Source organism: Streptomyces sp. NPDC008125, from assembly GCF_042957125.1.
Taxonomy (GTDB): domain Bacteria; phylum Actinomycetota; class Actinomycetes; order Streptomycetales; family Streptomycetaceae; genus Streptomyces.
Window position 1 is genome coordinate 242353 of the sequence record NZ_JBIBHR010000008.1, and the last position, 19933, is coordinate 262285.

At 72.0% G+C, this 19933-nt stretch carries 17 protein-coding genes; 8 read left to right on the forward strand and 9 right to left on the reverse strand.

Translation table 11 applies throughout. From position 1 onward, the window contains the following. Positions 1-48: 48 nt before the first annotated feature. Complete coding sequence (locus ACFZAX_RS16380) at positions 49-2397, reverse strand: immune inhibitor A domain-containing protein (protein ID WP_390962302.1); 2349 nt, start codon at positions 2395-2397, stop codon at positions 49-51. Between the two features lie 415 nt (positions 2398-2812). Here ACFZAX_RS16380 and ACFZAX_RS16385 point away from each other — a divergent pair, with 415 nt between their 5' ends. Continuing rightward, positions 2813-3100: a hypothetical protein gene (locus ACFZAX_RS16385; RefSeq protein ID WP_390962199.1), complete on the forward strand. Its 288-nt coding sequence runs from the start codon at positions 2813-2815 to the stop codon at positions 3098-3100. A gap of 55 nt (positions 3101-3155) precedes the next feature. Here ACFZAX_RS16385 and ACFZAX_RS16390 read toward each other — a convergent pair whose 3' ends face one another. Further along, positions 3156-3830 (reverse strand): RDD family protein, encoded by a 675-nt coding sequence (locus ACFZAX_RS16390; protein WP_390962201.1) that lies wholly within the window; start codon positions 3828-3830, stop codon positions 3156-3158. 161 nt (positions 3831-3991) lie between these two features. After that, complete coding sequence (locus tag ACFZAX_RS16395) at positions 3992-5500, reverse strand: RDD family protein (RefSeq protein ID WP_390962202.1); 1509 nt, start codon at positions 5498-5500, stop codon at positions 3992-3994. Between the two features lie 214 nt (positions 5501-5714). On the opposite strand from ACFZAX_RS16395, the gene ACFZAX_RS16400 reads away from it, so the two are divergent. Next, a complete protein-coding gene (locus ACFZAX_RS16400) occupies positions 5715-6206 on the forward strand; it encodes an SsgA family sporulation/cell division regulator (RefSeq protein WP_390962204.1) in 492 nt (163 codons plus the stop codon). A 23-nt stretch (positions 6207-6229) separates the two neighbouring features. On the opposite strand, the gene ACFZAX_RS16405 is transcribed toward ACFZAX_RS16400, so the two are convergent. After that, on the reverse strand, positions 6230-7606 hold the full coding sequence (locus tag ACFZAX_RS16405) for an FAD-linked oxidase C-terminal domain-containing protein (RefSeq protein WP_390962205.1): 1377 nt from the start codon (positions 7604-7606) through the stop codon (positions 6230-6232). A gap of 97 nt (positions 7607-7703) precedes the next feature. Between ACFZAX_RS16405 and ACFZAX_RS16410 the strand changes: the two genes are divergently transcribed. Further along, complete coding sequence (locus tag ACFZAX_RS16410; RefSeq protein WP_390962206.1) at positions 7704-9434, forward strand: hypothetical protein; 1731 nt, start codon at positions 7704-7706, stop codon at positions 9432-9434. 25 nt (positions 9435-9459) lie between these two features. On the opposite strand, the gene ACFZAX_RS16415 is transcribed toward ACFZAX_RS16410, so the two are convergent. The 3 genes from ACFZAX_RS16415 to hppD all read right to left on the reverse strand — a co-directional run bounded on the left by ACFZAX_RS16415 (position 9460) and on the right by hppD (position 13119). Then, entirely contained in the window at positions 9460-10878 is a 1419-nt protein-coding gene (locus ACFZAX_RS16415) for an endonuclease/exonuclease/phosphatase family protein (RefSeq protein ID WP_390962208.1), read from the reverse strand. A gap of 137 nt (positions 10879-11015) precedes the next feature. Continuing rightward, positions 11016-11840: a DUF4097 family beta strand repeat-containing protein gene (locus tag ACFZAX_RS16420; protein ID WP_390962209.1), complete on the reverse strand. Its 825-nt coding sequence runs from the start codon at positions 11838-11840 to the stop codon at positions 11016-11018. Positions 11841-11973: 133 nt separating this feature from the next. Beyond that, positions 11974-13119, reverse strand: coding sequence for a 4-hydroxyphenylpyruvate dioxygenase (gene hppD, locus ACFZAX_RS16425; RefSeq protein WP_390962211.1), 1146 nt, complete (start codon positions 13117-13119; stop codon positions 11974-11976). 134 nt (positions 13120-13253) lie between these two features. Here hppD and ACFZAX_RS16430 point away from each other — a divergent pair, with 134 nt between their 5' ends. From ACFZAX_RS16430 to ACFZAX_RS16450, 5 genes are all read left to right on the forward strand, one after another. After that, positions 13254-13727, forward strand: coding sequence for an Lrp/AsnC ligand binding domain-containing protein (locus ACFZAX_RS16430; RefSeq protein ID WP_390962212.1), 474 nt, complete (start codon positions 13254-13256; stop codon positions 13725-13727). A gap of 18 nt (positions 13728-13745) precedes the next feature. After that, complete coding sequence (locus ACFZAX_RS16435) at positions 13746-14393, forward strand: ABC transporter permease (RefSeq protein WP_327176034.1); 648 nt, start codon at positions 13746-13748, stop codon at positions 14391-14393. Then, the gene (locus ACFZAX_RS16440) at positions 14386-15651 is read left to right on the forward strand and encodes a betaine/proline/choline family ABC transporter ATP-binding protein (RefSeq protein ID WP_390962213.1); all 1266 of its coding nucleotides are present in this window, start codon (positions 14386-14388) and stop codon (positions 15649-15651) included. The genes ACFZAX_RS16435 and ACFZAX_RS16440 overlap by 8 nt, the downstream gene beginning before the upstream one ends. After that, positions 15648-16523, forward strand: coding sequence for an ABC transporter permease subunit (locus ACFZAX_RS16445; RefSeq protein ID WP_390962214.1), 876 nt, complete (start codon positions 15648-15650; stop codon positions 16521-16523). The genes ACFZAX_RS16440 and ACFZAX_RS16445 overlap by 4 nt, the downstream gene beginning before the upstream one ends. An 89-nt stretch (positions 16524-16612) precedes the next feature. Then, positions 16613-17584 carry a glycine betaine ABC transporter substrate-binding protein gene (locus ACFZAX_RS16450; protein WP_390962303.1) on the forward strand — a complete coding sequence of 324 codons (972 nt, stop codon included), beginning with the start codon at positions 16613-16615 and terminating at the stop codon, positions 17582-17584. A 255-nt stretch (positions 17585-17839) separates the two neighbouring features. Here ACFZAX_RS16450 and ACFZAX_RS16455 read toward each other — a convergent pair whose 3' ends face one another. Both ACFZAX_RS16455 and ACFZAX_RS16460 read right to left on the reverse strand, forming a co-directional pair. Next, entirely contained in the window at positions 17840-18628 is a 789-nt protein-coding gene (locus ACFZAX_RS16455; protein ID WP_390962215.1) for a S16 family serine protease, read from the reverse strand. Positions 18629-18801: 173 nt separating this feature from the next. Further along, positions 18802-19446, reverse strand: coding sequence for a helix-turn-helix domain-containing protein (locus tag ACFZAX_RS16460; RefSeq protein ID WP_390962217.1), 645 nt, complete (start codon positions 19444-19446; stop codon positions 18802-18804). Positions 19447-19933 lie beyond the last annotated feature (487 nt).

The window sequence follows — 19933 nt, forward strand, 5'->3', positions numbered from 1 at the left end:
CCGCTAGAGGGCGACGGCCGATCATGCTCTGACCTGCGGTGATGCGAATTACTTGGTCGAGGGGCCGACCTTCACGGTGATCGTCGAGCCGTTGAGCGGCTCGTTGACGATGGTGAGGCGCGTGTTGGTGTCAGAAACCTTGACGCTTCCGGTCGGGTTCTCCGCGTACCAGTAGGTGCCCTTGTGGTCGTCGAAGAGCGGGACGCCGAGGGACGGCTTGATCTTCAGCGCCACGTCCGCGTTGTGGAGCGTGAAGCCCTGGTTCGGGTACCAGCTGAACGGGGCGTCGAACGGCTGGATCTTGTTGCGCAGGATCGTTCCGTCGGTCCACTTGAGCGGCTTGGCGTGCGAGTCGACCGGCAGGATGAGGCCCTGGCCCGGGTGGGCGGAGGTGTTGTTGTCCGCCTGCGAGGTGTCCCACAGCCAGACCATCAGGCCGTTCTGGTACGAGTAGTGCTCGACCCAGTCCGGGCGGGTGGTGGTGAAGCCGAAGTTGTACGGGCCGACCTTGAGGGTCTCGTCGTACGAGGTGTACTGCCGGTTCTCGGCGATGTAGTACTGCGGGTAGTCGTTGGTGAACGACGCGCCGATCCGCGAGAAGCCCTTCGACGTCCAGCCGTTGTCGTCGCCCTCGGCGTCGTCCGAGAAGACGACGGCACCGTCGGCGCTGATGGTGAGGGCGTCGGCGGTGAAGCCCTTGCCGGCCACCCCGCCGTCCGAGGCGTAGCGGAAGCGGAGGTCGATCTTCTTGCCCGCGTAGGCGTCGAGCGGGAACGACAGCTTCTTGTAGGCGCCCGAGACGTCGGTCAGGCCCGGCTTGTCACTGGCGTCGCGCGGCAGTTCCTTGCCGTCGACCGTGCCGTCGATCGCGGTCCAGTTGGTGCCGCCGTCGGTGGACACCTCGGTGTAGAGGTAGTCGTACTCGGCCTCGATGTCGTACCAGCCCGAGAAGTCGAGCGAGGCGGACGTCTTGCCGGTCAGGTCGACCGAACGGGTCAGCGTGTTCGACAGGTTGTCGCCGCTGCCGCTCCACCACTGCTTGGCGCCCTGGGCCGGGGCGACGACGGAGGTGGTGACCTCCTTGTCGGGGAGGTTGACGACCAGCGCCTGCTTGTTGGCCGTGTTGTACTCCGAAACGCCCAGCTTGTGGGTGGAGTTGGTCGCGGCCTTCGCCGTGTCGTAGTCCAGCCAGCCGAGTTGCAGCTTGTCCCAGGCGGTCATGTCGCCGGGGGTGTCGCCGATCTCGCCCTGGCCGCGGCCGAGCCAGGAGCCCGCCGACATCAGGGACCAGAAGCCGACCGAGTTCTCGCCGCCGCCGGAGGTGTCGTAGAGGTCCGGCAGGCCGAGGTCGTGGGCGTACTCGTGGGCGAAGACGCCCAGTCCGCCGTTCTCGGGCTGGACGGTGTAGTCGCCGACCCAGATGCCGGTGTCGCCGATCTGCGCGCCACCCGCCTTGTTGCCGGTGGGGCCGGTCGCCCCGGCGGCGGTGCCGTACGCGTACCAGCGGTGCGCCCAGATGGCGTTCTCGCCCTGGACACCGCCGCCGGCCGACTCGTCCTCGCCGGCGTGGACCATCTGGAAGTGGTCGATGTAGCCGTCGGGCTCGTTGAAGTTGCCGTCGGCGTCGTAGTCGTAGCGGTCCCACTGGTCGTACTGGGCCAGGTCGGCCTTGATCTGCTCCGTGGTGGAGCCCTTGGCCTTCTGGTCGGCGGCCCACGCGTTGACACCGTCGCGGACGGCGTCCCACACGCTGGCGCAGCTGCTGGCGCCGCAGTAGTTGGAGCCGTAACGGGCCTCGTTGTAAGGAATCTTGACCCAGTCGGAGACCTCACCGTTGACCGAGTAGCGGCCGGACGAGGTCTTCTCGTAGTACTTGGTCAGCGAGTTGGAGGTCGCGCTGGTGCCGAAGTACAGCTCCTGGAAGTGTGCCTGGTTGTAATCGGCCAGCCAGGCGGTGCTGTTGTCCTTCTTCGGGTCGGGCTTGGCGATCTGGTTGTGCGACGGACCCGGCGTGCCGCCGTACTTGACGACCGGCGCCTCGGGGCCGGAGCCGTCCGGGTCGAACAGCGTCGAGTTGTCCACCTGGTCACCGAATTCGACCAGGATGGTGAAGATCTTGTCGGTCTTCTCGCGGCCGAGCTCGACGTACTTCTTGTCGTCGAGCTTGACGACCTTGGAGCCGCCGCGGTCGGTCACCTTCTTGTGGCCCGAGATGACCTGTTCCAGCGCAGCCTGGCGTTCGCTGTTCTGCTTCTCACTGAACGGGCCTTCGAGGTTGTGCTCTTCGGCCTTCTCCGGAGCCGGGTCGTGGCTCTTCACGACGGGCGCGCCCGCCGGTGCCGACTGCACTGCCTGCGCGACGAAGAACGTCGACGCGGTGGCCGCGCTCGCGGCCATGGCCACGACGACTGCGGCAGCACGGAGGCCGCTTCTCTTACTGGTCACCTGATGTCCTCCCCGGGCGTTCGCGGACGCGGCCAGGGGGTGACTGGGGGCCGCGCGCACGTGGACGCGTCACAAGTGACGACATTCGATCGGAGTTGCTGGAGAAAAGACAGATCTTGACTTGTACCGGCCAAGTGCACTATGCAGGAGCCGCCTTCCGGTATTCGGACAATCAGAGTTCGGTCAACCGGCGCGCCCTGGAGCCGCTTCGGCGCATGGTGTGAGCCGATGCGCCCCCCCGTGCACCGGCGTTGGGGTGGGGCAAGGCTTATCCGCCTCCCGCACGGGCATCCACCGTCCAGGCCCTCGGGGCCGTCCCGCCGTGTGGGCGGGCCCCTCATCCGACGCCCCCAGGACGGATACCGCCATGCCGCGTCCGACTGCCGCACAACTCGTCTACGGTTGCGCCACCGTCGTCCTCGTCACCTTCGCCCTGCTGCTGCTCTCCGGCGCCTCGTCGGCCGCCGGGGTGGGCGTCGTCTGCCTCGCGGCACTGGTGCTGGGCGTGCTGGTGGCGGTGGCCGTGCCGGCGCCGCGCTGGGGCCGCGCACCGCTCCCGTCCGGCGCGACCCGCCCCTACCGGACCCCCGCCCGCGCCTCCCGGGAGAGCGGGACCGCCGCCGGGGAACGTGTCGGCGGACACGCGCGGCGCTGACCTCCCGCGCGCCGGCCTCCCGTGCGCGGGCATCCGCGCACGCCCGGCGCGCCGCTCAGCGGACACTGACCACGACCGTCTTGGCCGCCTTGTCCTGCAGGCCCTGCCGGTACGGCTTGTCGGTGAACATCAGCACGATGTTGATGAGCCACCACAGGCACGGGCAGCACAGGAGCGCCGGGAGCCAGAGCACGACCGCGCGCATCAGCGAGGCGTTGGTGGGGGGCACGCTGCCGTCGCTCAGCATCGCGACGCGCAGTTTCAGCAGCCTCTTGCCGGGGGTCCGGCCGTCCTTGTGCGTGAAGTAGGTGTCGTACCCGACGTAGCAGACCAGTGCGATCAGCGACCAGATCAGCTGGTGCCCGCTGTAGGTGTTGGTGACGGCGTCGCCCACGTCGCTGTCGCCGTTGTCGGAGGTGACGTCGACCGCGCCGCCGAAGGGCAGCGAGATCAGATAGAGCGGGATCGAGATGATCAGGAAGTCGATCAGCCGCGCCAGGATGCGCGTCCCCTGCGCGCCGAGCGGCGGCATCCCCGCGAGCGGGTCGGCGCCGCCGTACGGGCCGCCGCCGTACGGCCCCGGGTCGTAGGGCGGCGGGGGCGGGGGCGGGGGTGGCGGCGGTGCGCCGTCGTACGGCGAGCCCGACGACGGCGGGGGGTCCTGCGGCTTCTTGAGGAACGGATCGTCGTCCTCGGGCGGCTGGCCGGGCGTCGGCGCGTCGTTGCTCATGCGGGCAGTGCACCCCGCCGGGCACCGCCCCGCAACGGCTCAGGTGCTTTCGAGTGACGGTCCGTCAGCCGTCGGGGCGGTGGCGGCCGGCCCCGGTACGCCACCCGGTCCGCCATCCGGTCCGCCATCCGGTCCGCCATCCGCCCGTGCGTGACAGGCGGTCAGCCCGCGACGAAGGTACGGGCCGCCTTGTCGTGCCAGCACTGGCGCCAGGGCCGGTCGAACAGGCACCACGCGGCGTCGAGCACTCCGATCACCAGCAGCCCGAGGAGACCGTGGACGAGCCAACGACGCACCGCCGCCCCCAGGGTGGGCACGTCCTGCGACTCGACGTCGCGGACCTGGATGCCGAGGAGCCTCTTGCCGAGCGTCCGGCCCCACTTCGCGGTCGGCAGCGCCTCCAGCAGGAAGCCGACGACGAGGAACGCGGCGAGCACCCCGCCGAGCTGCCCGGTGGTGGTGGAGTCCAGCAGATGGACCGTCACCGTGCGGCCGGAGAGCTTCGCGGCCTCGATCTTGGCGTCCATGTGGTCGATGGCCGCCGTCACCAGCGGGAAACCGGCCGCGCCGACGAGTGCGCCCAGCACCACCGAGTCCACGACCCGGGCGACGAGCCGACGGCCGAGCCCGGCGGGCCGGCCCGCCGTCCGGGCCCGGGCCATCTGCTGGAACGGGTCGTCCACCGGCGGCTTCCACGGCACGACGGGCTGCTCCGCCGCCTGCGGCCCGGCAGCGCCCGGTCCGCCGTAGGGCCCGGAAGCCGCGGCGGCCGGCGCCTGCTGCGCGGCCTGACGCACTGCCTGCTGGGCCGCCTGCTGCGGCTGGTACGCCTGCGGGGCCCGCTGGACCTGGGGAGCCTGGGGGGCCTGCTGCTGCGGCTGGTACGCCTGCGGCGCGGGGGAGGCCTGCTGGGCCTGGGGGCCCTGCTGGGCCCAGGAGGTGGCGCCCGGTCCGGGTGCCGCCTGGGCGCCCTGGGCGCGGAAGGCGTCGCGTACCGGTGCGGCGGACTGCTGCTGCGCCTGGTGCGGTTGCGCGGCCTGCTGCGGCGGGGGCCCGGCGGGCGACGGGGCAGCGGAACGGGCGTCGGGCGCGGCGTGGACCGGGCCGTCGTGGCCGCCGTCGCGCCCGGCGGGCAGTGCGGCGGGTGCGGCGCCGTGCGGCAGCGCGGGGCGGCGCGGGTCCGGGCCAGCCTCGACGGCGCGCGGGTCGGCTCCGCGGGCGCCCTGGCCGGGCACCTGGGCCTCGCCCGGGCCGCCGCCCCAGGAGACGCGCCGGTCGGCGTCGCTGCCGAAACCGGCCTGCCGGGCCGAGTCGGCCTGCCAGGCGGAGGAGGGCTCGGGCTGGTGGGCGCGCCCGACGGGGAGGCCGCGGGGGTGGACCGGGGCCTGCTGGGACGGGTCGAACCGGGCTGCGGCGGCGGCCTCCTGGGCCGCTTCCTCCTCGTCGAAGAAGACCGGTCCGGTCTCCTCCACGGGGGCGGCGGCCCCGTGGTGGGCCTCCGCGGGCGCACCCGCGGCGGAGGCGTTCACGTCCTGCCCCGGTGCGGGGCGGCTCGTCCCCGGGACCCACGAAGCGCCGTTCCAGTAGCGGACGTAGCCGGGGATGGAGGGGTCGGGGTAGTACCCCTCACGGGGGCGTTCGTCACCGGGTGCCGGAGTTGGCGCGCTCATCAGCGGGTCCCGTATCTCTTCGTAGCCGCAACACAAGAGTCAACATCTATCAGACCACCGCCTTGCCCCGGGCCGGTCCTGGCGTTTGGGCCACTTTCAGGTCCCTTCGAAGATTTTCTCTTCAAGTCGCGTCATCGCGGACGGGGAGCGCGCTCTCTCCTTGTGCGGGCCGGTCGCGGGACCGGTCCCTGGGCATCGAAAGGTCGTGCATCTCATGCGCAACGTCGTGGAACGTGAGCTGGAACTGAAGCTGGTCCTGTCGCCCGAGCGCTCCATTCCCGTACCCGCCCGGTTGACGTACCGGGCGGACGACCCGTACGCCGTGCACATCGTCTTCCACGTCGGCTCGGAGTCCCCGGTGCACTGGACGTTCGCGCGGGAGCTGCTGATCGAGGGGGTGTTCCGGCCGTGCGGGCACGGGGACGTGCGGATCTGGCCGACGAAGGTCGGTCATCGCGACGTCATCTGTGTCGCGCTGAGCTCCCCGGACGGCAACGCCCTGTTGGAGGTTCCGTCCGCGTCGGTGTCGGCGTGGCTGGAACGGACCCTCGGCGTGGTCCCGCCGGGCACGGAGAACGACGGTCCCTGGGGGGAGTTGTTCGACCGGGAGCTCGCCGAGCTGCTCTCCCCGCTGCCTGCCGAGGACCTCTGGCTCGCCGATCCGTTCGGCCCGGACGACGCGCCCCAGGACCCCGACGAGGCGTGAAAGCCGCGGTCGCGGAGGGTGGTTCAGAAGAGCTTGCCCGGGTTGAGGATGCCGAGCGGGTCGAAGGCCGCCTTGATCCCACGCTGCAACTCGATTCCTACCGGACCGAGTTCCCGGGCGAGCCACTCCTTCTTGAGGACACCGACGCCGTGTTCGCCGGTGATGGTGCCGCCCAGTTCGAGGCCGAGCGCCATGATCTCGTCGAAGGACTCGCGGGCCCGGCGGGCCTCGTCGGGGTCGGCCGGGTCGAAGCAGACGACGGGGTGGGTGTTCCCGTCGCCCGCGTGGGCGCAGACACCGATGGTGAGTCCGTACTTCTCGGCGATGGCGGCGGTTCCCTCGATCATCGCGCCGAGCCGCGAGCGCGGTACGCAGACGTCGTCGATCATCGTGGCGGGCTTGACGGTCTCCAGCGCGGTGAGCGACATCCGGCGTGCCTGGAGCAGGAGTTCGGACTCGGCGGTGTCGTCGGCGGGGACCACGCCGGTGGCCCCGGCCTCGGTGCAGAGCGCGCCGACGGCGGCGAGGTCGGCGGGGGCGTCGGGCGTGTCGAAGGCGCAGAGGAGGAGCGCCTCGGTGGATTCGGGCAGGCCCATGCGGGCCATCGCGTTCACCGCGCGGACCGTCGTACGGTCCATCAGTTCGAGGAGTGACGGGGCGTGTCCCCGTTCCATGATCCGGCAGACGGCGTCGCAGGCCGCCGCCGCCGAGGGGAACTCCGCAGCGAGCACGAGTTGGCGCGGCGGCTTGGGGCGGAGGGCGAGGACGGCCTTCACGACGATGCCGAGGCTGCCCTCGGAGCCGACGAAGAGCCGGGTGAGGTCGTATCCGGCCACGCCCTTGGCGGTGCGGCGGCCGGTGGTGAGGAGGCGCCCGTCGGCGAGGACGACGTCGAGGCCGAGCACGTACTCGGCGGTGACGCCGTACTTGACGCAGCACAGGCCACCGGAGGCGGTGCCGATGTTCCCGCCGATGGTGCACGTCTCCCAGCTGGAAGGGTCCGGCGGGTAGGAGAGGCCGTGTTCGCCCACGGCGCGGGAGAGGGTGGCGTTGACGACGCCCGGTTCGACCACGGCGATCCGGTCGACGGCGCTGATCTCCAGGATCCGGTCCATCTTCACCAGGGAGAGCACCACGCACCCCTCGGAGGCGTTGGCGGCGCCGGAGAGCCCGGTGCGGGCGCCCTGCGGCACCACCGGTACGCGCAGCGCGTGCGCGGTGCGCATGACGTGCTGGACCTGTTCGACGGTGCGTGGGAGCACGACCGCGAGGGGCGCTCCGGCGTCGCAGAAGCTCGCCATGTCGCGCGCGTACGAGGCGGTGACGTCGGGGTCGGTGAGGAGGGCCTCGGCGGGCAGCCCCGCCCGAAGCCGTGCGAGGAGATCGTCCCGGTGGTCCATGCTTCCACCCTGGCACCCGGCGGCCAATGGTGTGAACCCGTCTGCGGCGGCTGTTCCGGAGCCCGGTGTGCTCGTCGTACTGACGCAAAGTGATCGTATGGATGTCATGCCGCAGCAGGACCCGGATGCCCGCACGATGCCGTCCGTCCCTCCCCACCCGCACGGGGGGCCCGGCCGGGAGGCGCCGCCCGAGGGCGGACCGCCCCGCGACCCGGCGGACGGGGACCCGCCCCCCGACGGCCCCGAGCTGCAGCCCCCGCCCCCCACCCTGCGCACGTCGCTGCGGCGGGCGGCGGTCGGGGCGGTGGCCGCCGGGGTGCTGGTGGCGGGCGCGCTGGTGGCCGTACCGGAGGACGCCCCGGCCCCCGCCGCGGCGCCGGGGGCGGCGGACCGGGCCCGGTCGGCGGCGACCGCCGGGGCGCCTGCCTCGCTCTCCGACCTGACGGCCCTGATCGGCGACCGGCAGAGCTGGGTGCGGAGCCATCCGGCGGACGCCCCGGCCTGGGCGGCGCTCGGTTCGGCGTACGTGGAATGGGCCCGGCGGTCCGCGGACTTCGGGTACTACCCGCGCGCCGAACAGGCCCTGAAGCGTTCGCTGGCGGCCGAGCCCGGTGACCGCGGCAACGGCGCCGCGTGGGTGGGACTGGCCGAACTCGCGGACGCCCGGCACGACTTCCTGGCGGCGAAGAAGTGGGGCGAGACGGTCCGCGACCGCGCGCCCGCCACCTGGACCGTCTACCCGGCGCTGATCGACGCGTACAACGGGCTCGGCGACTACGAAGCGGCCGGCACGGCCACCGAGAAGTTCGCCGCCCTGCGCAAGGGCGCGCCCGCCCTGGGCCGTACCGCCGAGCTGTACCGCGACCGGGGCTGGCGCGAGGACGCGCTCGCCACCGCGCAGGAGGCCGCGGACCGCTCCGTCACCCCCGCGCAGAAGGCGGAGGCCCTGCACCGCCTCGGCGACCTGGCCCGCGAGCGCGGCGAGGCCGGGGAGGCGCTGGCGCAGTACGACGCGGCGCTCCGCGTCGACCGGGGCCACAACGCCTCGCTCGCCGGACGGGCCCGCGCGCTGACCGCCCTGGGGCGCACCGACGAGGCGCTCGCGGAGTACCAGCGGGTGCTCCAGCGTCTGCCGCGCCCGGAGTACGCTCTCGAACTCGCGGAGCTGTACGAGTCGTCGGACCTCGACGGGGACGCCGCCAGCCAGTACGCGGTGTTTCTGAGGATGGCCGCGGCGGCGGAGCGGAACGGCGTGGACGAGACGCTGCCGCTGGCCCGCTACGAGAGCGACCACGGCGACCCGGAGGCGGCCGTGGCGCGGCTGCGCGCCGCGTGGGAGGGGCAGCGGCGCGGCTCGGAGGTCGCGGACGCGCTCGGCTGGGCGCTGCACCGGGCGGGCAACTCGGAGGAGGGCATGGAGTTCGCCCTGAAGGCGGCCGACAGCGGGCTCCGCAGCGCCTCGTACGCGTACCACCTGGGCATGATGGAGGCCGAGTCAGGCGACGTCGGGGCGGCCCGGCGCCATCTGGCGGAGGCCCTGCGCACCGACCCGGCGTTCTCTCCGCTGGACGCCCCGGCGGCCCGGCGGGCGCTCGACGGACTGGGCGAGCCGGCCGGGGGCGGTCCGCAGGAGCTGCGAGCCGCCCCGGACCCGGACCCGGCGGAGGCGGCCCCCGAGCCGCAGCGGGAGGCACCGGCCGCGCCCGCCCCCGCGGCTCCGGAACCGGCACCCGCTCCGGCACCGGCCGCTTCCGCCGCACCGGCACCGAGGGCGTCCGCCGCCCCCGCCGCGCCCGCCGCTCCGACGAAGGAGGCCCCGGCGGCCTGACGTGCCGACGGACGCCGGGCGGAGGTCAGTTCGCGTCCGCGGCGACCCAGAAGTAGCAGTTCGACGTGATCGCGGAGTTCTGGGTGGCGTCGCTCGATCGGACTCGCCATCCGTACCGGTAGCCGGGTTCGAGAGTCGGTACCTGCACCGAGACGGTGCCCGACCCGGTGACGGACGCGCTGGCCGACCCGGCCTCGCCCATCACGATGGGCTGCGGCCGGGTCTGGTCCGAGCTGTTCCAGATCGAGAACTCCCCGTGCACCGGGGTGCCGGGATCGGTGTGGCCGACGTACGCCTGGAGCTTCGGGGTTCGGGTGGACAGAGTGCCCACCGGCGCGCCGTAGCAGCCGGTCGAGGCGGGGACGTCCGCGGACGGGACGGTCGTCATGGCCCCGGGGAGCATCGGGACGTCGGCTCCGGCGAGTCCGCCGTAGAGCGGGGCGTGGTCGGAGAGGCCCGAGGGCATCAGGGTGGTCGCGTAGTCGGCCCGGTCGGCCAGCTGGGTCCAGGAGTCGCAGTTGGCGAACCCGGCCGTGGAGAAGATGTAGTCCAGCTTGATCGGGGTGTACGTCACCGTGTCGACCTTGCCGTCGGAGCCCGTGGCGGAGCTGGAGTAGAACGTCGGCTCGTTCGCCGCCTCCCCGGCCGTGTGGACCTCGGCGTCGCACTCGGCGAAGCGGTCGTAGAGCGGCTTCAGGTCACCGGTGGCAGGGCCCCGGTACGCGCTGTTGAAGTCGCCGCCGACCACGAGGTCGGTGTCGCCCGCGACCACGCCCAGGACGGTGGACACCTCGGCGCTCAGGTCGGCCTTGCCCGCGGGCATGTGCAGACCGCACACGCGGGACTTCCAGCCGTCGACCCGCACGCAGAGCATCTTCGACTGGCTCGACGCGGACGAGCGCGGGGCGAGTTCGGTGATCGTGGTGCCGGTGATGTGTCCCTTCACCGCGACCGCGATGCCCAGGGTGCCGTGCAGGTCGCCCCGGCAGTCGGTGCGCCCGTCGGGCCGCTCCATCGGGGCGACGGCGAACTCCCACAGCGGGCTCTTGGGTGCCTCGTTGCCGACCAGGGCCTTCTTGAGCAGGTCGAGATGGCTGTCGCCCTGGGGCGAGTCGAAGCAGATCTCCTGGAGGAGCAGCGCGTCGATGTCCCGGCGCTGGGCGGCCTTGGCGATGGTGTCCGCCTTGAGGGCGGCGTACGGGCGGAACGGACAATAGCCCGCGTCGAGCGGGGTGGCGCCGCCCGCCTCGCCGCAGATGTTCCAGGTCATGACCCGGAGGGGCTGGGTGGTGGCGGTCGGCGTGGACGTGACGGCGGTGGCGGCCGCGGTGGCCGTCCGGGGTGCCGCCGACGCGGGTGCGTCGTGCTGCCCCCCGGTGACGCCGAAGACGGCGATCAGGAGCAGCACGGTCAGGGTTCTCAGCAGGGGGGCCGTGCGGGACATACGGGCGACTCCAGCGGGTCGGTCCGCGCGCGGGTGGGCGCGGGCGGGGAGGACGGAACCTCCGCATCCTGCCACCGGGGTGAGCATGCAACTCCATCGCCGAGCAACGGAGTAGGGCCCGCACGGCACGGCGCCGGTCAGTCGCGGGTGGCGGTGGCGTCGCCGTTGACGGTGCGGAGCGTCAGGCTGGGGCCGGTCGCGTCGGTGGTGGTGGGCGCGGTCACCGAGGTGGTGCCGTTGCGGGTGGTGGCGGCGACGCGGTAGGCGGGCGCGGTGTGCGGCAGCGCCACCCGGACCGATCCGTTGGTGGTGGTGGCGGTGAGGGGGGACGGCGCGGTGGCGTTGGCGAGGGTCACGTCCCCGTTGACCGTCCCGGCGTTCAGCCGGCCGGAGCGCAGGTCTCCGGTGCGTACGGAGCCGTTGCGGGTGGTGAGCCGGACGGTGGCGCCGTCCCGCCCGGACCGTACGACGGTCACGTCCCCGTTGACGGTGGTGAGGTCCAGCGGCGAGGCGACCCCGGCCACGTCGATGCCCGCGTTCCGGGCGGTGACGGTGACGGAGTCGACGGCGGGCACGTCGACCACGGGCATCCGGGGGCACGCCCCGTCCCGGTCTCCGTCGCGGTCGTCGCCGTCCCGGTCGTCACCGTCGCGGTCGTCACCGTGACGGTCGTCGCCGTCCGCGTCGCGGCAGGTCAGGTCGAGCACCCAGGTGTCGCCCCGGTGCGACCAACGGGCCTGCACCTGACGGTCGGTGACGGCGTGGTCCCCGTCGGCCGGACGCAGCCGCACCCCGTTCTCCGTGGTGATCACGAGCCGGGCGTCCCCACCGAGGTCCGGGGCCGTCACGGCGTCGGGGCGCGTACGGAAGTCCCCGTCGTGCCCGTCGCACGCGGCGAGGAGCGGGAGAACCACCAGCAGGGGGGCCAGGCGGCGTGCCGTCCGGAAGGAAGTGGCGTTCATGGGGGCCGTCTTCCCCGGGACGGGCCGTCCATGACGCGGGAAGGGCCGTCCATGACGGCACAGGCTGTCCATGACGCGGCGGAGCCCGCACCCCGGCCGGGAGGTGCGGGCTCCGGCGTACCGGCCGGCCGGCTCAGAGGTTCCCGCGCCGCTCCTGCTCGCGCTCGATCGCTTCGAAGAGGGCCTTGAAGTTGCCCTTGCCGAAGCCCATCGAGCCGTGCCGCTCGATCATCTCGAAGAAGACGGTCGGCTTGTCCTGGACCGGCTTGGTGAAGATCTGGAGGAGGTAGCCGTCCTCGTCGCGGTCGACCAGGATCTTCAGTTCGCGCAGCGTCTCGACCGGGACGCGGGTCTCGCCGGCCCATTCGCCGAGGGTGTCGTAGTACGAGTCGGGGGTGTCGAGGAACTGCACGCCGGCGGCGCGCATCGCGCGGACGGAGGCGACGATGTCGTTGGTGGCGAGCGCGATGTGCTGGACGCCGGCGCTGCCGTAGAACTCCAGGTACTCGTCGATCTGCGACTTCTTCTTCGCGACGGCCGGTTCGTTGATCGGGAACTTGACCTTCAGGGTGCCGTCCGCGACGACCTTCGACATCAGGGCGGAGTACTCGGTGGCGATGTCGTCGCCGACGAACTCCTTCATGTTGGTGAAGCCCATGACCTGGTTGTAGAAGTTCACCCACTCGTTCATCCGGCCGAGTTCGACGTTGCCGACGCAGTGGTCGACGGCCTGGAAGGTGCGCTTCGCCGGGGGCTGGACGATCGGGTCGGCGGCGGCGAAGCCCGGGAGGTAGGGGCCGTCGTAGCCGCCGCGCTCGACGAGGGTGTGCCGGGTGGTGCCGTACGTGGCGATGGCGGCGAGGACGACCGTGCCGTGCTCGTCCTTGAGCTCGTGCGGCTCGGTGATGCCGCGCGCGCCGTGCTCGACGGCGTACGCGTACGCGGCGCGGGCGTCGGGGACCTCGATGGCGAGGTCGATCACGCCGTCGCCGTGGGCCGCGACGTGCTCCTCCAGGAAGGTGCCCCAGTCGGTGGACGCCTTGACGACGGAGGTGAGGACGAAGCGGGCGGAACCGTTGGTCAGGACGTAACTCGCGGTCTCGCGGCTGCCGTTCTCCGGTCCGGAGTAGGCGACCAGCTTCATGCCGAAGGCGGTCGAGTAGTAGTGCGCGGCCTGCTTGGCGTTGCCCACGGCGAAGACGACCGCGTCCATCCCCTTCACCGGGAAGGGGTCGGCCCGCCGGGCGGTGTCGGGAGTGGTGTGCAGGGTCTCTGTCATGGTCCGAGGCTCCCCTCGCGCGGCAAGGTGCGCAACAGTTCGCGATTTCACTGCACAATCCGTCCAGTGACCGGCCAGTATGGGCGGGCTGTCTGTACATGATGACCATCACATTCGAAGAGCCGGGGCGCACCGTGGGAATCGACCGTCTGGACGGGGAACTGATCGTGCTGCTGGCCCGGGAGCCCCGGATCGGGGTGCTGGAGGCGTCCCGGCGTCTCGGTGTGGCGCGCGGGACGGTGCAGGCGCGCCTCGACCGCCTTCAGTCGAATGGAGTCATCCGGGGGTTCGGGCCGGAGGTCGATCCGGCGGCGCTCGGGTACCCGGTCACCGCCTTCGCGACACTGGAGATCAAACAGGGTCAAGGCGCCGATGTGCGGGCCCACTTGGTGGGCGTACCGGAGGTGCTGGAGCTGCACACGACGACCGGGCACGGGGACATGCTGTGCCGGCTCGTGGCGCGTTCGAACGCCGATCTTCAGCGCGTCATCGACCGGGTTGTCGGTTTTGATGGCATCGTCCGGGCCTCCACGGCGATCGTCATGGAGAACCCCGTCCCGCTGCGCGTCATCCCGCTCGTGGAGCAGGCCGCGAGGGACACCGACTGATCCGAGGGAGTGCGTCGCTTGAGCTTCTGGGAGTACGTGACGACCCGGCACCAGCAACTGCTCACCGACGCCTTCCAGCACGTCAGTGCCGTCTTCCAGTGCATGGTCATCGCGACGGTGCTGGGGGTGGTGATCGGGGTGGTCAGCTACCGCAGCGGCTGGGGCGGTTCGTTCGCCATCACGTCGACGGCGACCATCCTGACCATCCCCTCGCTCGCGGCGATCGGTCTGCTGATCCCGCTGGTCGGGCTGGGTGTGGCGCCGACCGTGATCACCCTGACGATGTACGGGCTGCTGCCCATCGTCCGTAACTCCATCGTGGGGCTGCGCGGGGTGGACCCGTCGCTGGTGGACGCGGCGAAGGGCATCGGGATGTCGCGGATCGCGCGGCTGTGCCGGGTGGAGCTGCCGCTCGCCTGGCCGCCGATCCTCACCGGCATCCGGGTCGCGACGCAGATGCTGATGGGCATCGCCGCGATCGCCGCGTACGCCTCGGGACCGGGGCTCGGCAACGAGATCTTCCGGGGCATCGCGTCGCTGGGCAGCGCCAACGCCATCAACCAGGTCCTCGCCGGCACGCTCGGCATCGTCATTCTCGCGCTTCTCTTCGACGCCGCGTACGTGCTGCTCGGGCGGCTGACCATTCCCAGGGGGATCCGTGTCTGAGACCGCTGCCGACGCCACCGCCGAGCCGGACGCGGCGGCCGAGACCTCCGGGGCGACGATCCAGCTGGAGAACCTCACCAAGCTGTACCCGGGCAACCCGAACCCGGCCGTGGAGAACGTCTCCATGGACATCAAGGCGGGCGAGACGGTGATCTTCGTGGGCCCGTCCGGCTGCGGCAAGTCGACCACGCTGAAGATGATCAACCGGCTGATCGAGCCGACGTCCGGCCGGATCAGGATCGGCGACGAGGACGTCACCGACATGGACCCGGTGAAGCTGCGCCGGAAGATCGGGTACGCGATCCAGTCCTCGGGGCTTTTCCCACACATGACGGTCGCCGACAACATCGCCCTCGTACCGAAGATGGTCGGCTGGTCGAAGCGGAAGGTGAAGGACCGGGTCGAGGAGATGCTCGACCTGGTCGGGCTCGACCCCCGGGAGTTCCACGGCCGTTACCCGCGCCAGCTCTCCGGCGGCCAGCAGCAGCGCGTGGGGGTGGCGCGGGCGCTCGCCGCGGACCCGCCGGTGCTGCTGATGGACGAGCCGTTCGGGGCCGTCGACCCGATCACCCGCGACCACCTCCAGGACGAGCTGATCCGGCTCCAGCACGAGCTGCACAAGACGATCGTGTTCGTCACCCACGACTTCGACGAGGCGATCAAGCTCGGCGACCGGATCGCGGTGCTGCGGGAGCGTTCGCACATCGCGCAGTTCGACACCCCGGAGGCGATCCTCACCAACCCGACCGACGACTTCGTGTCCGGGTTCGTCGGGGCGGGCGCGGCGCTGAAGCGGCTCAACCTCACCCGGGTCCGGGACGTGGTCGTCGCCGACTTCCCCACGGTGACGGTGGACGACCCGCTCCAGGACATTTTCAACAAGCTGCGCAGCGGCCCGCACAACGAGCTGCTGATGCTGGACCGCAAGAACCGCCCGTACAAGTGGCTGCGGCGCGGCGACCTGATGCGGGCGCGCGGTTCGCTCGCGCGGGCCGGGCAGCTGGTGCACGACACGGTGACCCGGGACGCCACGCTGCACGACGCGCTGGAGGCGGTGCTCACCGACAGCGGCGGGCGGGCCGCGGTGACCGGGCGGCGCGGGGAGTTCGTCGGGGTGGTGGACATGGGCACCCTGATGGACAACGTGCAGGAGCTGCTGGAGGCGGACCGGCTCACGGCGATGGAGCACCAGCACCAGCTGGAGGAGCTGCGCAGTCATCAGACGGAGCAGGAGCTGGAGGGGGGTGGCGGCGCATGAGCCCCAGCAGCCGCCAGGGCCGCGACTCGGGCGGCCGGGAGGCGATGCCGGCCCGGCCGCCCGGCGAGCACGACGTCAAGGGGGTGGCGTTCCGGGACGAGGAGAGCGAGCCGCCCCCTCCCCCGGCGCGTCCGCCGCGCCGGATCACCTGGCAGAAGCTGGTGGTGCTGCCGCTGGTGCTGGCCGCGGTGCTGGTGGCGACGTACTTCTGGATCAACAACGTCAGCCTGGACTCCATCGCGGAGAACTCGATCGCGGGCGACACGGTGGAGCTGCGCTGGTGGCAGCACGTGCGGCTGACGGCGATCTCGACGTTCTGGGTGCTGATCATCGCCATTCCGCTGGGCATCGCGCTGACCCGCAGGGGTCTGTCGCGGTCCGCTCCCCTCTTCACCGCGATCGCCAACATCGGTCAGGCCACCCCGGCGATCGGCCTGCTGGCCCTGCTGGTGATCTGGCTGGGCATCGGCCCGTCCACGGCGATCACCGGCATGGTGATCTACGCGGTGCTGCCGGTGCTCTCCAACACGGTGGCGGGGCTCAAGTCGATCGACCCGACGCTGGTGGAGGCCGCGCGGGGCATCGGGATGTCGGGGACGGGAACGCTGGCGAAGGTGGAGCTGCCGCTCGCCGTCCCGCTGATCCTGGCGGGGGTGCGGACCGCCCTGGTGCTGAACGTGGGGACGGCGACGCTGGCCACCTTCGGCGGCGGTGGCGGGCTCGGCGACCTGATCACCTCGGGCATCCAGACGCAGCGCATGCCGGTGCTGGTGCTGGGGTCGGTGCTGACGGTGGTGCTGGCGCTGCTGGTGGACTGGCTGGCCTCGCTGGTGGAACTGGTGCTGACGCCGCGCGGACTGGAGGCACCGTGAGGACGCGGGCGGGGTCCGGGGGCGCGGGGCGGTACGGGGGCGCGGGGCGGTACGGGACCGGGGGCGCGGGGCGCGGGGAGCGGGGAGCCCTGCGCCGGCGTACCGGCGCGGTGGGGGCCGTACTGCTGGCGCTGGTGCTCGCCGGGTGCGGGCTGAAGAGCGGGTCGCCGATGGCGGACGAGGTGGAGCCGGGTTCGGTGGGCGCGGGCGAGCCGCTGAAGGGCGCCTCCCTCACGGTCACCTCGAAGAACTTCAGCGAGAACATCATCCTCGGCCAGATGATCGGCCTGGTCTTCAAGGCGGCCGGCGCCGAGGTGCTGGACCGCACCAACCTCCCGGGCTCGATCAGTGCCCGCGAGGCCATCGTGCAGGGTGACGCGGACGCGATGTACGAGTACACCGGCACCGGCTGGATCACCTACCTCGGCAACGCGGAGCCGATCGACGATCCCGAGGAGCAGTGGAAGGCGGTACGCGACGCCGACCGGCGCAACGGGGTGACCTGGCTCCCCCAGTCGACGCTCAACAACACCTACGCGCTCGCCATCAGCCGGAAGAACAACGCGAAGTACAAGCTGAAAAACCTGTCGGACGTGGCGGCGCTGGCGAAGAAGAACCCGTCGGCGGTGACGGTCTGTGTGGAGAACGAGTTCGCCTCCCGCGACGACGGCCTGCCCGGGATGGAGAAGGCGTACGGGATGTCCCTGCCCGCCGCGAACATCCGCAAGATGGACGCCGGGATCATCTACACCCAGGTGTCCAAGTCCGACTCCTGCCTGCTGGGCGAGGTCTTCACGACCGACGGCCGGATCAAGGCGATGAATCTGGACGTGCTCGCCGACAACAAGCACTTCTTCCCGAACTACAACGCGGCGCCGGTCATCCACACCGCGACCTTCGACAAGTACCCGGTGATCGCGGACCTGCTGGACCCGGTGAGCGCGAAGCTGACCACCGAGGTCGCCCAGGAGCTCAACGCCAAGGTGGACGTCGAGGGCGCGGACCCGCACACGGTGGCGCTGGAGTGGCTGGTGGAGGAGGGGTTCATCAAGGAGGGGTGAACCGCAGCCGGGTCTCCGGGGCGCTCACCGCGGGCTGCGAGCCGGCGATGCCGGTCGGTGGACTCGCGGCCGGGCTGCTCGTGGACGGTACGGGTGTGCGGGGCGCGCTGCTGCTGACGGGGGGCCTGTTCGTGCCGGCCACGCTCGGCCCGTTCGTGTTCCCCGTCTGGCGGGAGATGGACGCGGATCCGGCGGCCGGCGAGGCGTCGCCTCCCGTCCCGCCCGCACCGCGCGTGCCCCCGGCGCCCCCGGCGCTCAGCAGCTGGGGACGCTCGCGCCCCGGTCCAGGGCGTCGAGCGCGGACACCGCGCCCTTGAGGGTGGTGACCGGGATCAGCTTCAGCCCCTCCGGGAGCTCCGCCGTCGCGGCGCCGCACTCGGCCTTGGGCACGAGGAAGACGGTCGCCCCGTCCCGCCGGGCGGCCTGGGTCTTCAGGGAGACTCCGCCGACCGCTCCGACCGTGCCGTCCGCCGCGATGGTGCCCGTACCGGCGATGGTGCGCCCGCCGGTGAGGTCGCCGCCGGAGCCGTTGCCGTCGAGCTTGTCGATGATGCCGAGGGCGAGGAAGAGGCCTGCGCTGGGGCCGCCGATGTCGCCGAGGTCGAGGGAGAACGTCATCGATCCCTGCTCGCGGTCGAGGTAGTTCAGGGCCGCGTCGACGGCGACGTCCTGGGACTCCTTCATGTCGTTCAGGTTGTGCTGCTCGATCTGCTTCACGGAGCCACCGGTCGGGTAGACCGAGTCGCGGGACATGACCGCCCGGTCCGTTCGGAACCAGCTGTCGACCAGGTCGCCGATGCGCACGTCCGCGGTGGGTCCGGTGGCGACGATCGTCGTCATCCGCAGCTGGCCCTCGGTGGTACGGGTGGGCGCGCCGGTGATGGTGATCACGGGCTTTCCGTCGGCCTTGCCGAGGACGTTCGCCGTGGTGCCCGGCTGGGCCAGCGTGAACGGCAGCGGGGCGAGGGCGGCGGTCCCGAACAGGGCGAGCACCGGCAGCACGCAGAGCGCGAGGGTGCGGGGGCGCGTAGGACGAAGGGGCACCCGGCCAATCTATCGGTCGGTGTGCCCCGTCCCGGGCGCCGGGCCCGGCCGGGGCGGGCGGCCGGGGGTAGGGCGTGCGGCAGGGGTCGGGCGGCGCGGGGCCGCCCCGCCCAAATCGTACGAAACCGAAGGATCGTGAACCTGTCAGTAACAGGGCGTCGTCGGAGAACCCCTCATCTCAGGGCGTCGGCGACCTCGCGGGCCGCGTCCAGCACCCGGGGGCCGACCCGCTCCGGGATGCAGTCCGCGAGCATGACCACGCCCACGCTGCCCTCCACTCCGGAGACCCCGACCAGCGGTGCGGCGGCGCCGCTGGCACCCGCCTCCAGCTCCCCCTGGGTGAGGGTGTATCCGGGGTGGTCCACGACGGTGCGCTGCCGCGCGGAGAGGATGGCCCGTCCCGCGGCGCCCTGGTCGAGAGGGTGGCGGAAGCCCGGCCGGTACGCCACGTGGTAGTCGGTCCAGGTGGGCTCCACGACGGCGACGGCGAGCGCGTCCGAACCGTCGACGAGCGTCAGGTGGGCGGTGGCCCCGATGTCCTCGGCCAGCGAGCGCAGCGCGGGCAGTGCCGCCTCCCGTACGAGGGGGTGCACCTGGCGCCCCAGGCGCAGCACACCGAGTCCGACCCTGGCCCGGCCACCGAGGTCGCGGCGTACGAGGGTGTGCTGTTCGAGTGTGGCGAGCAGACGGTAGACGACCGTGCGGTTGACGCCGAGCCGGTTGGACAGCTCGGTGACGGTCAGGCCGTGGTCGGTGTCGGCAAGCAGTTTGAGGACACGTAGTCCTCGGTCGAGTGTCTGGGAAGTCTCCGCGGTCACAACCCGTCCCCTCCGAGGGTGAGCGACGGCGGCCGGCTCCACGCACACGCGACGCCGGTCCCAGCGGCGACGCACGGAGAGGCCGCCGGTCTGGCCTGACCGCCCCGCGATTCCACCGTCGCCCGGAGGGCGCGGTGCGTGCGGATGACGGCCTGGTACCGGCTGCGCTCCGCGGCGACGTTGCCACGGGGCGTTCACATATGTTCGGACAGTAGCGACGCAGTCCGCTGAGCGGAAGACCTCGTCCAGAATCCGGTCCGGCGGCGCTCCTGCCCCGCATAACCGCCGGTCAGCGCGAGACCGTCCGGAACGCGGACGTCTACGCGCGTCCAGGTCGTACGACGCGGAGCGTGACGACGGAGCACCAGTGGTGAACCGGCGTCAACAGTACGTAACAAAAAACATGCTGCACCGAGGCCACGCAGGCGTACTCGGCCGTGCGCGTGCCCCCTTCCCGGCCCCGCACGGAGCCGGACCGGAGCGCCCG

Coding starts and splice junctions, on each gene's coding strand:
- ACFZAX_RS16380 (WP_390962302.1), bottom strand. CDS start 2,397: ATGGCCGCGAGCGCGGCCACCGCGTCGACGTTCTTCGTCGCGCAGGCA.
- ACFZAX_RS16385 (WP_390962199.1), top strand. CDS start 2,813: ATGCCGCGTCCGACTGCCGCACAACTCGTCTACGGTTGCGCCACCGTC.
- ACFZAX_RS16390 (WP_390962201.1), bottom strand. CDS start 3,830: ATGAGCAACGACGCGCCGACGCCCGGCCAGCCGCCCGAGGACGACGAT.
- ACFZAX_RS16395 (WP_390962202.1), bottom strand. CDS start 5,500: ATGAGCGCGCCAACTCCGGCACCCGGTGACGAACGCCCCCGTGAGGGG.
- ACFZAX_RS16400 (WP_390962204.1), top strand. CDS start 5,715: ATGCGCAACGTCGTGGAACGTGAGCTGGAACTGAAGCTGGTCCTGTCG.
- ACFZAX_RS16405 (WP_390962205.1), bottom strand. CDS start 7,606: ATGGACCACCGGGACGATCTCCTCGCACGGCTTCGGGCGGGGCTGCCC.
- ACFZAX_RS16410 (WP_390962206.1), top strand. CDS start 7,704: ATGGATGTCATGCCGCAGCAGGACCCGGATGCCCGCACGATGCCGTCC.
- ACFZAX_RS16415 (WP_390962208.1), bottom strand. CDS start 10,878: ATGTCCCGCACGGCCCCCCTGCTGAGAACCCTGACCGTGCTGCTCCTG.
- ACFZAX_RS16420 (WP_390962209.1), bottom strand. CDS start 11,840: ATGAACGCCACTTCCTTCCGGACGGCACGCCGCCTGGCCCCCCTGCTG.
- hppD (WP_390962211.1), bottom strand. CDS start 13,119: ATGACAGAGACCCTGCACACCACTCCCGACACCGCCCGGCGGGCCGAC.
- ACFZAX_RS16445 (WP_390962214.1), top strand. CDS start 15,648: ATGAGCCCCAGCAGCCGCCAGGGCCGCGACTCGGGCGGCCGGGAGGCG.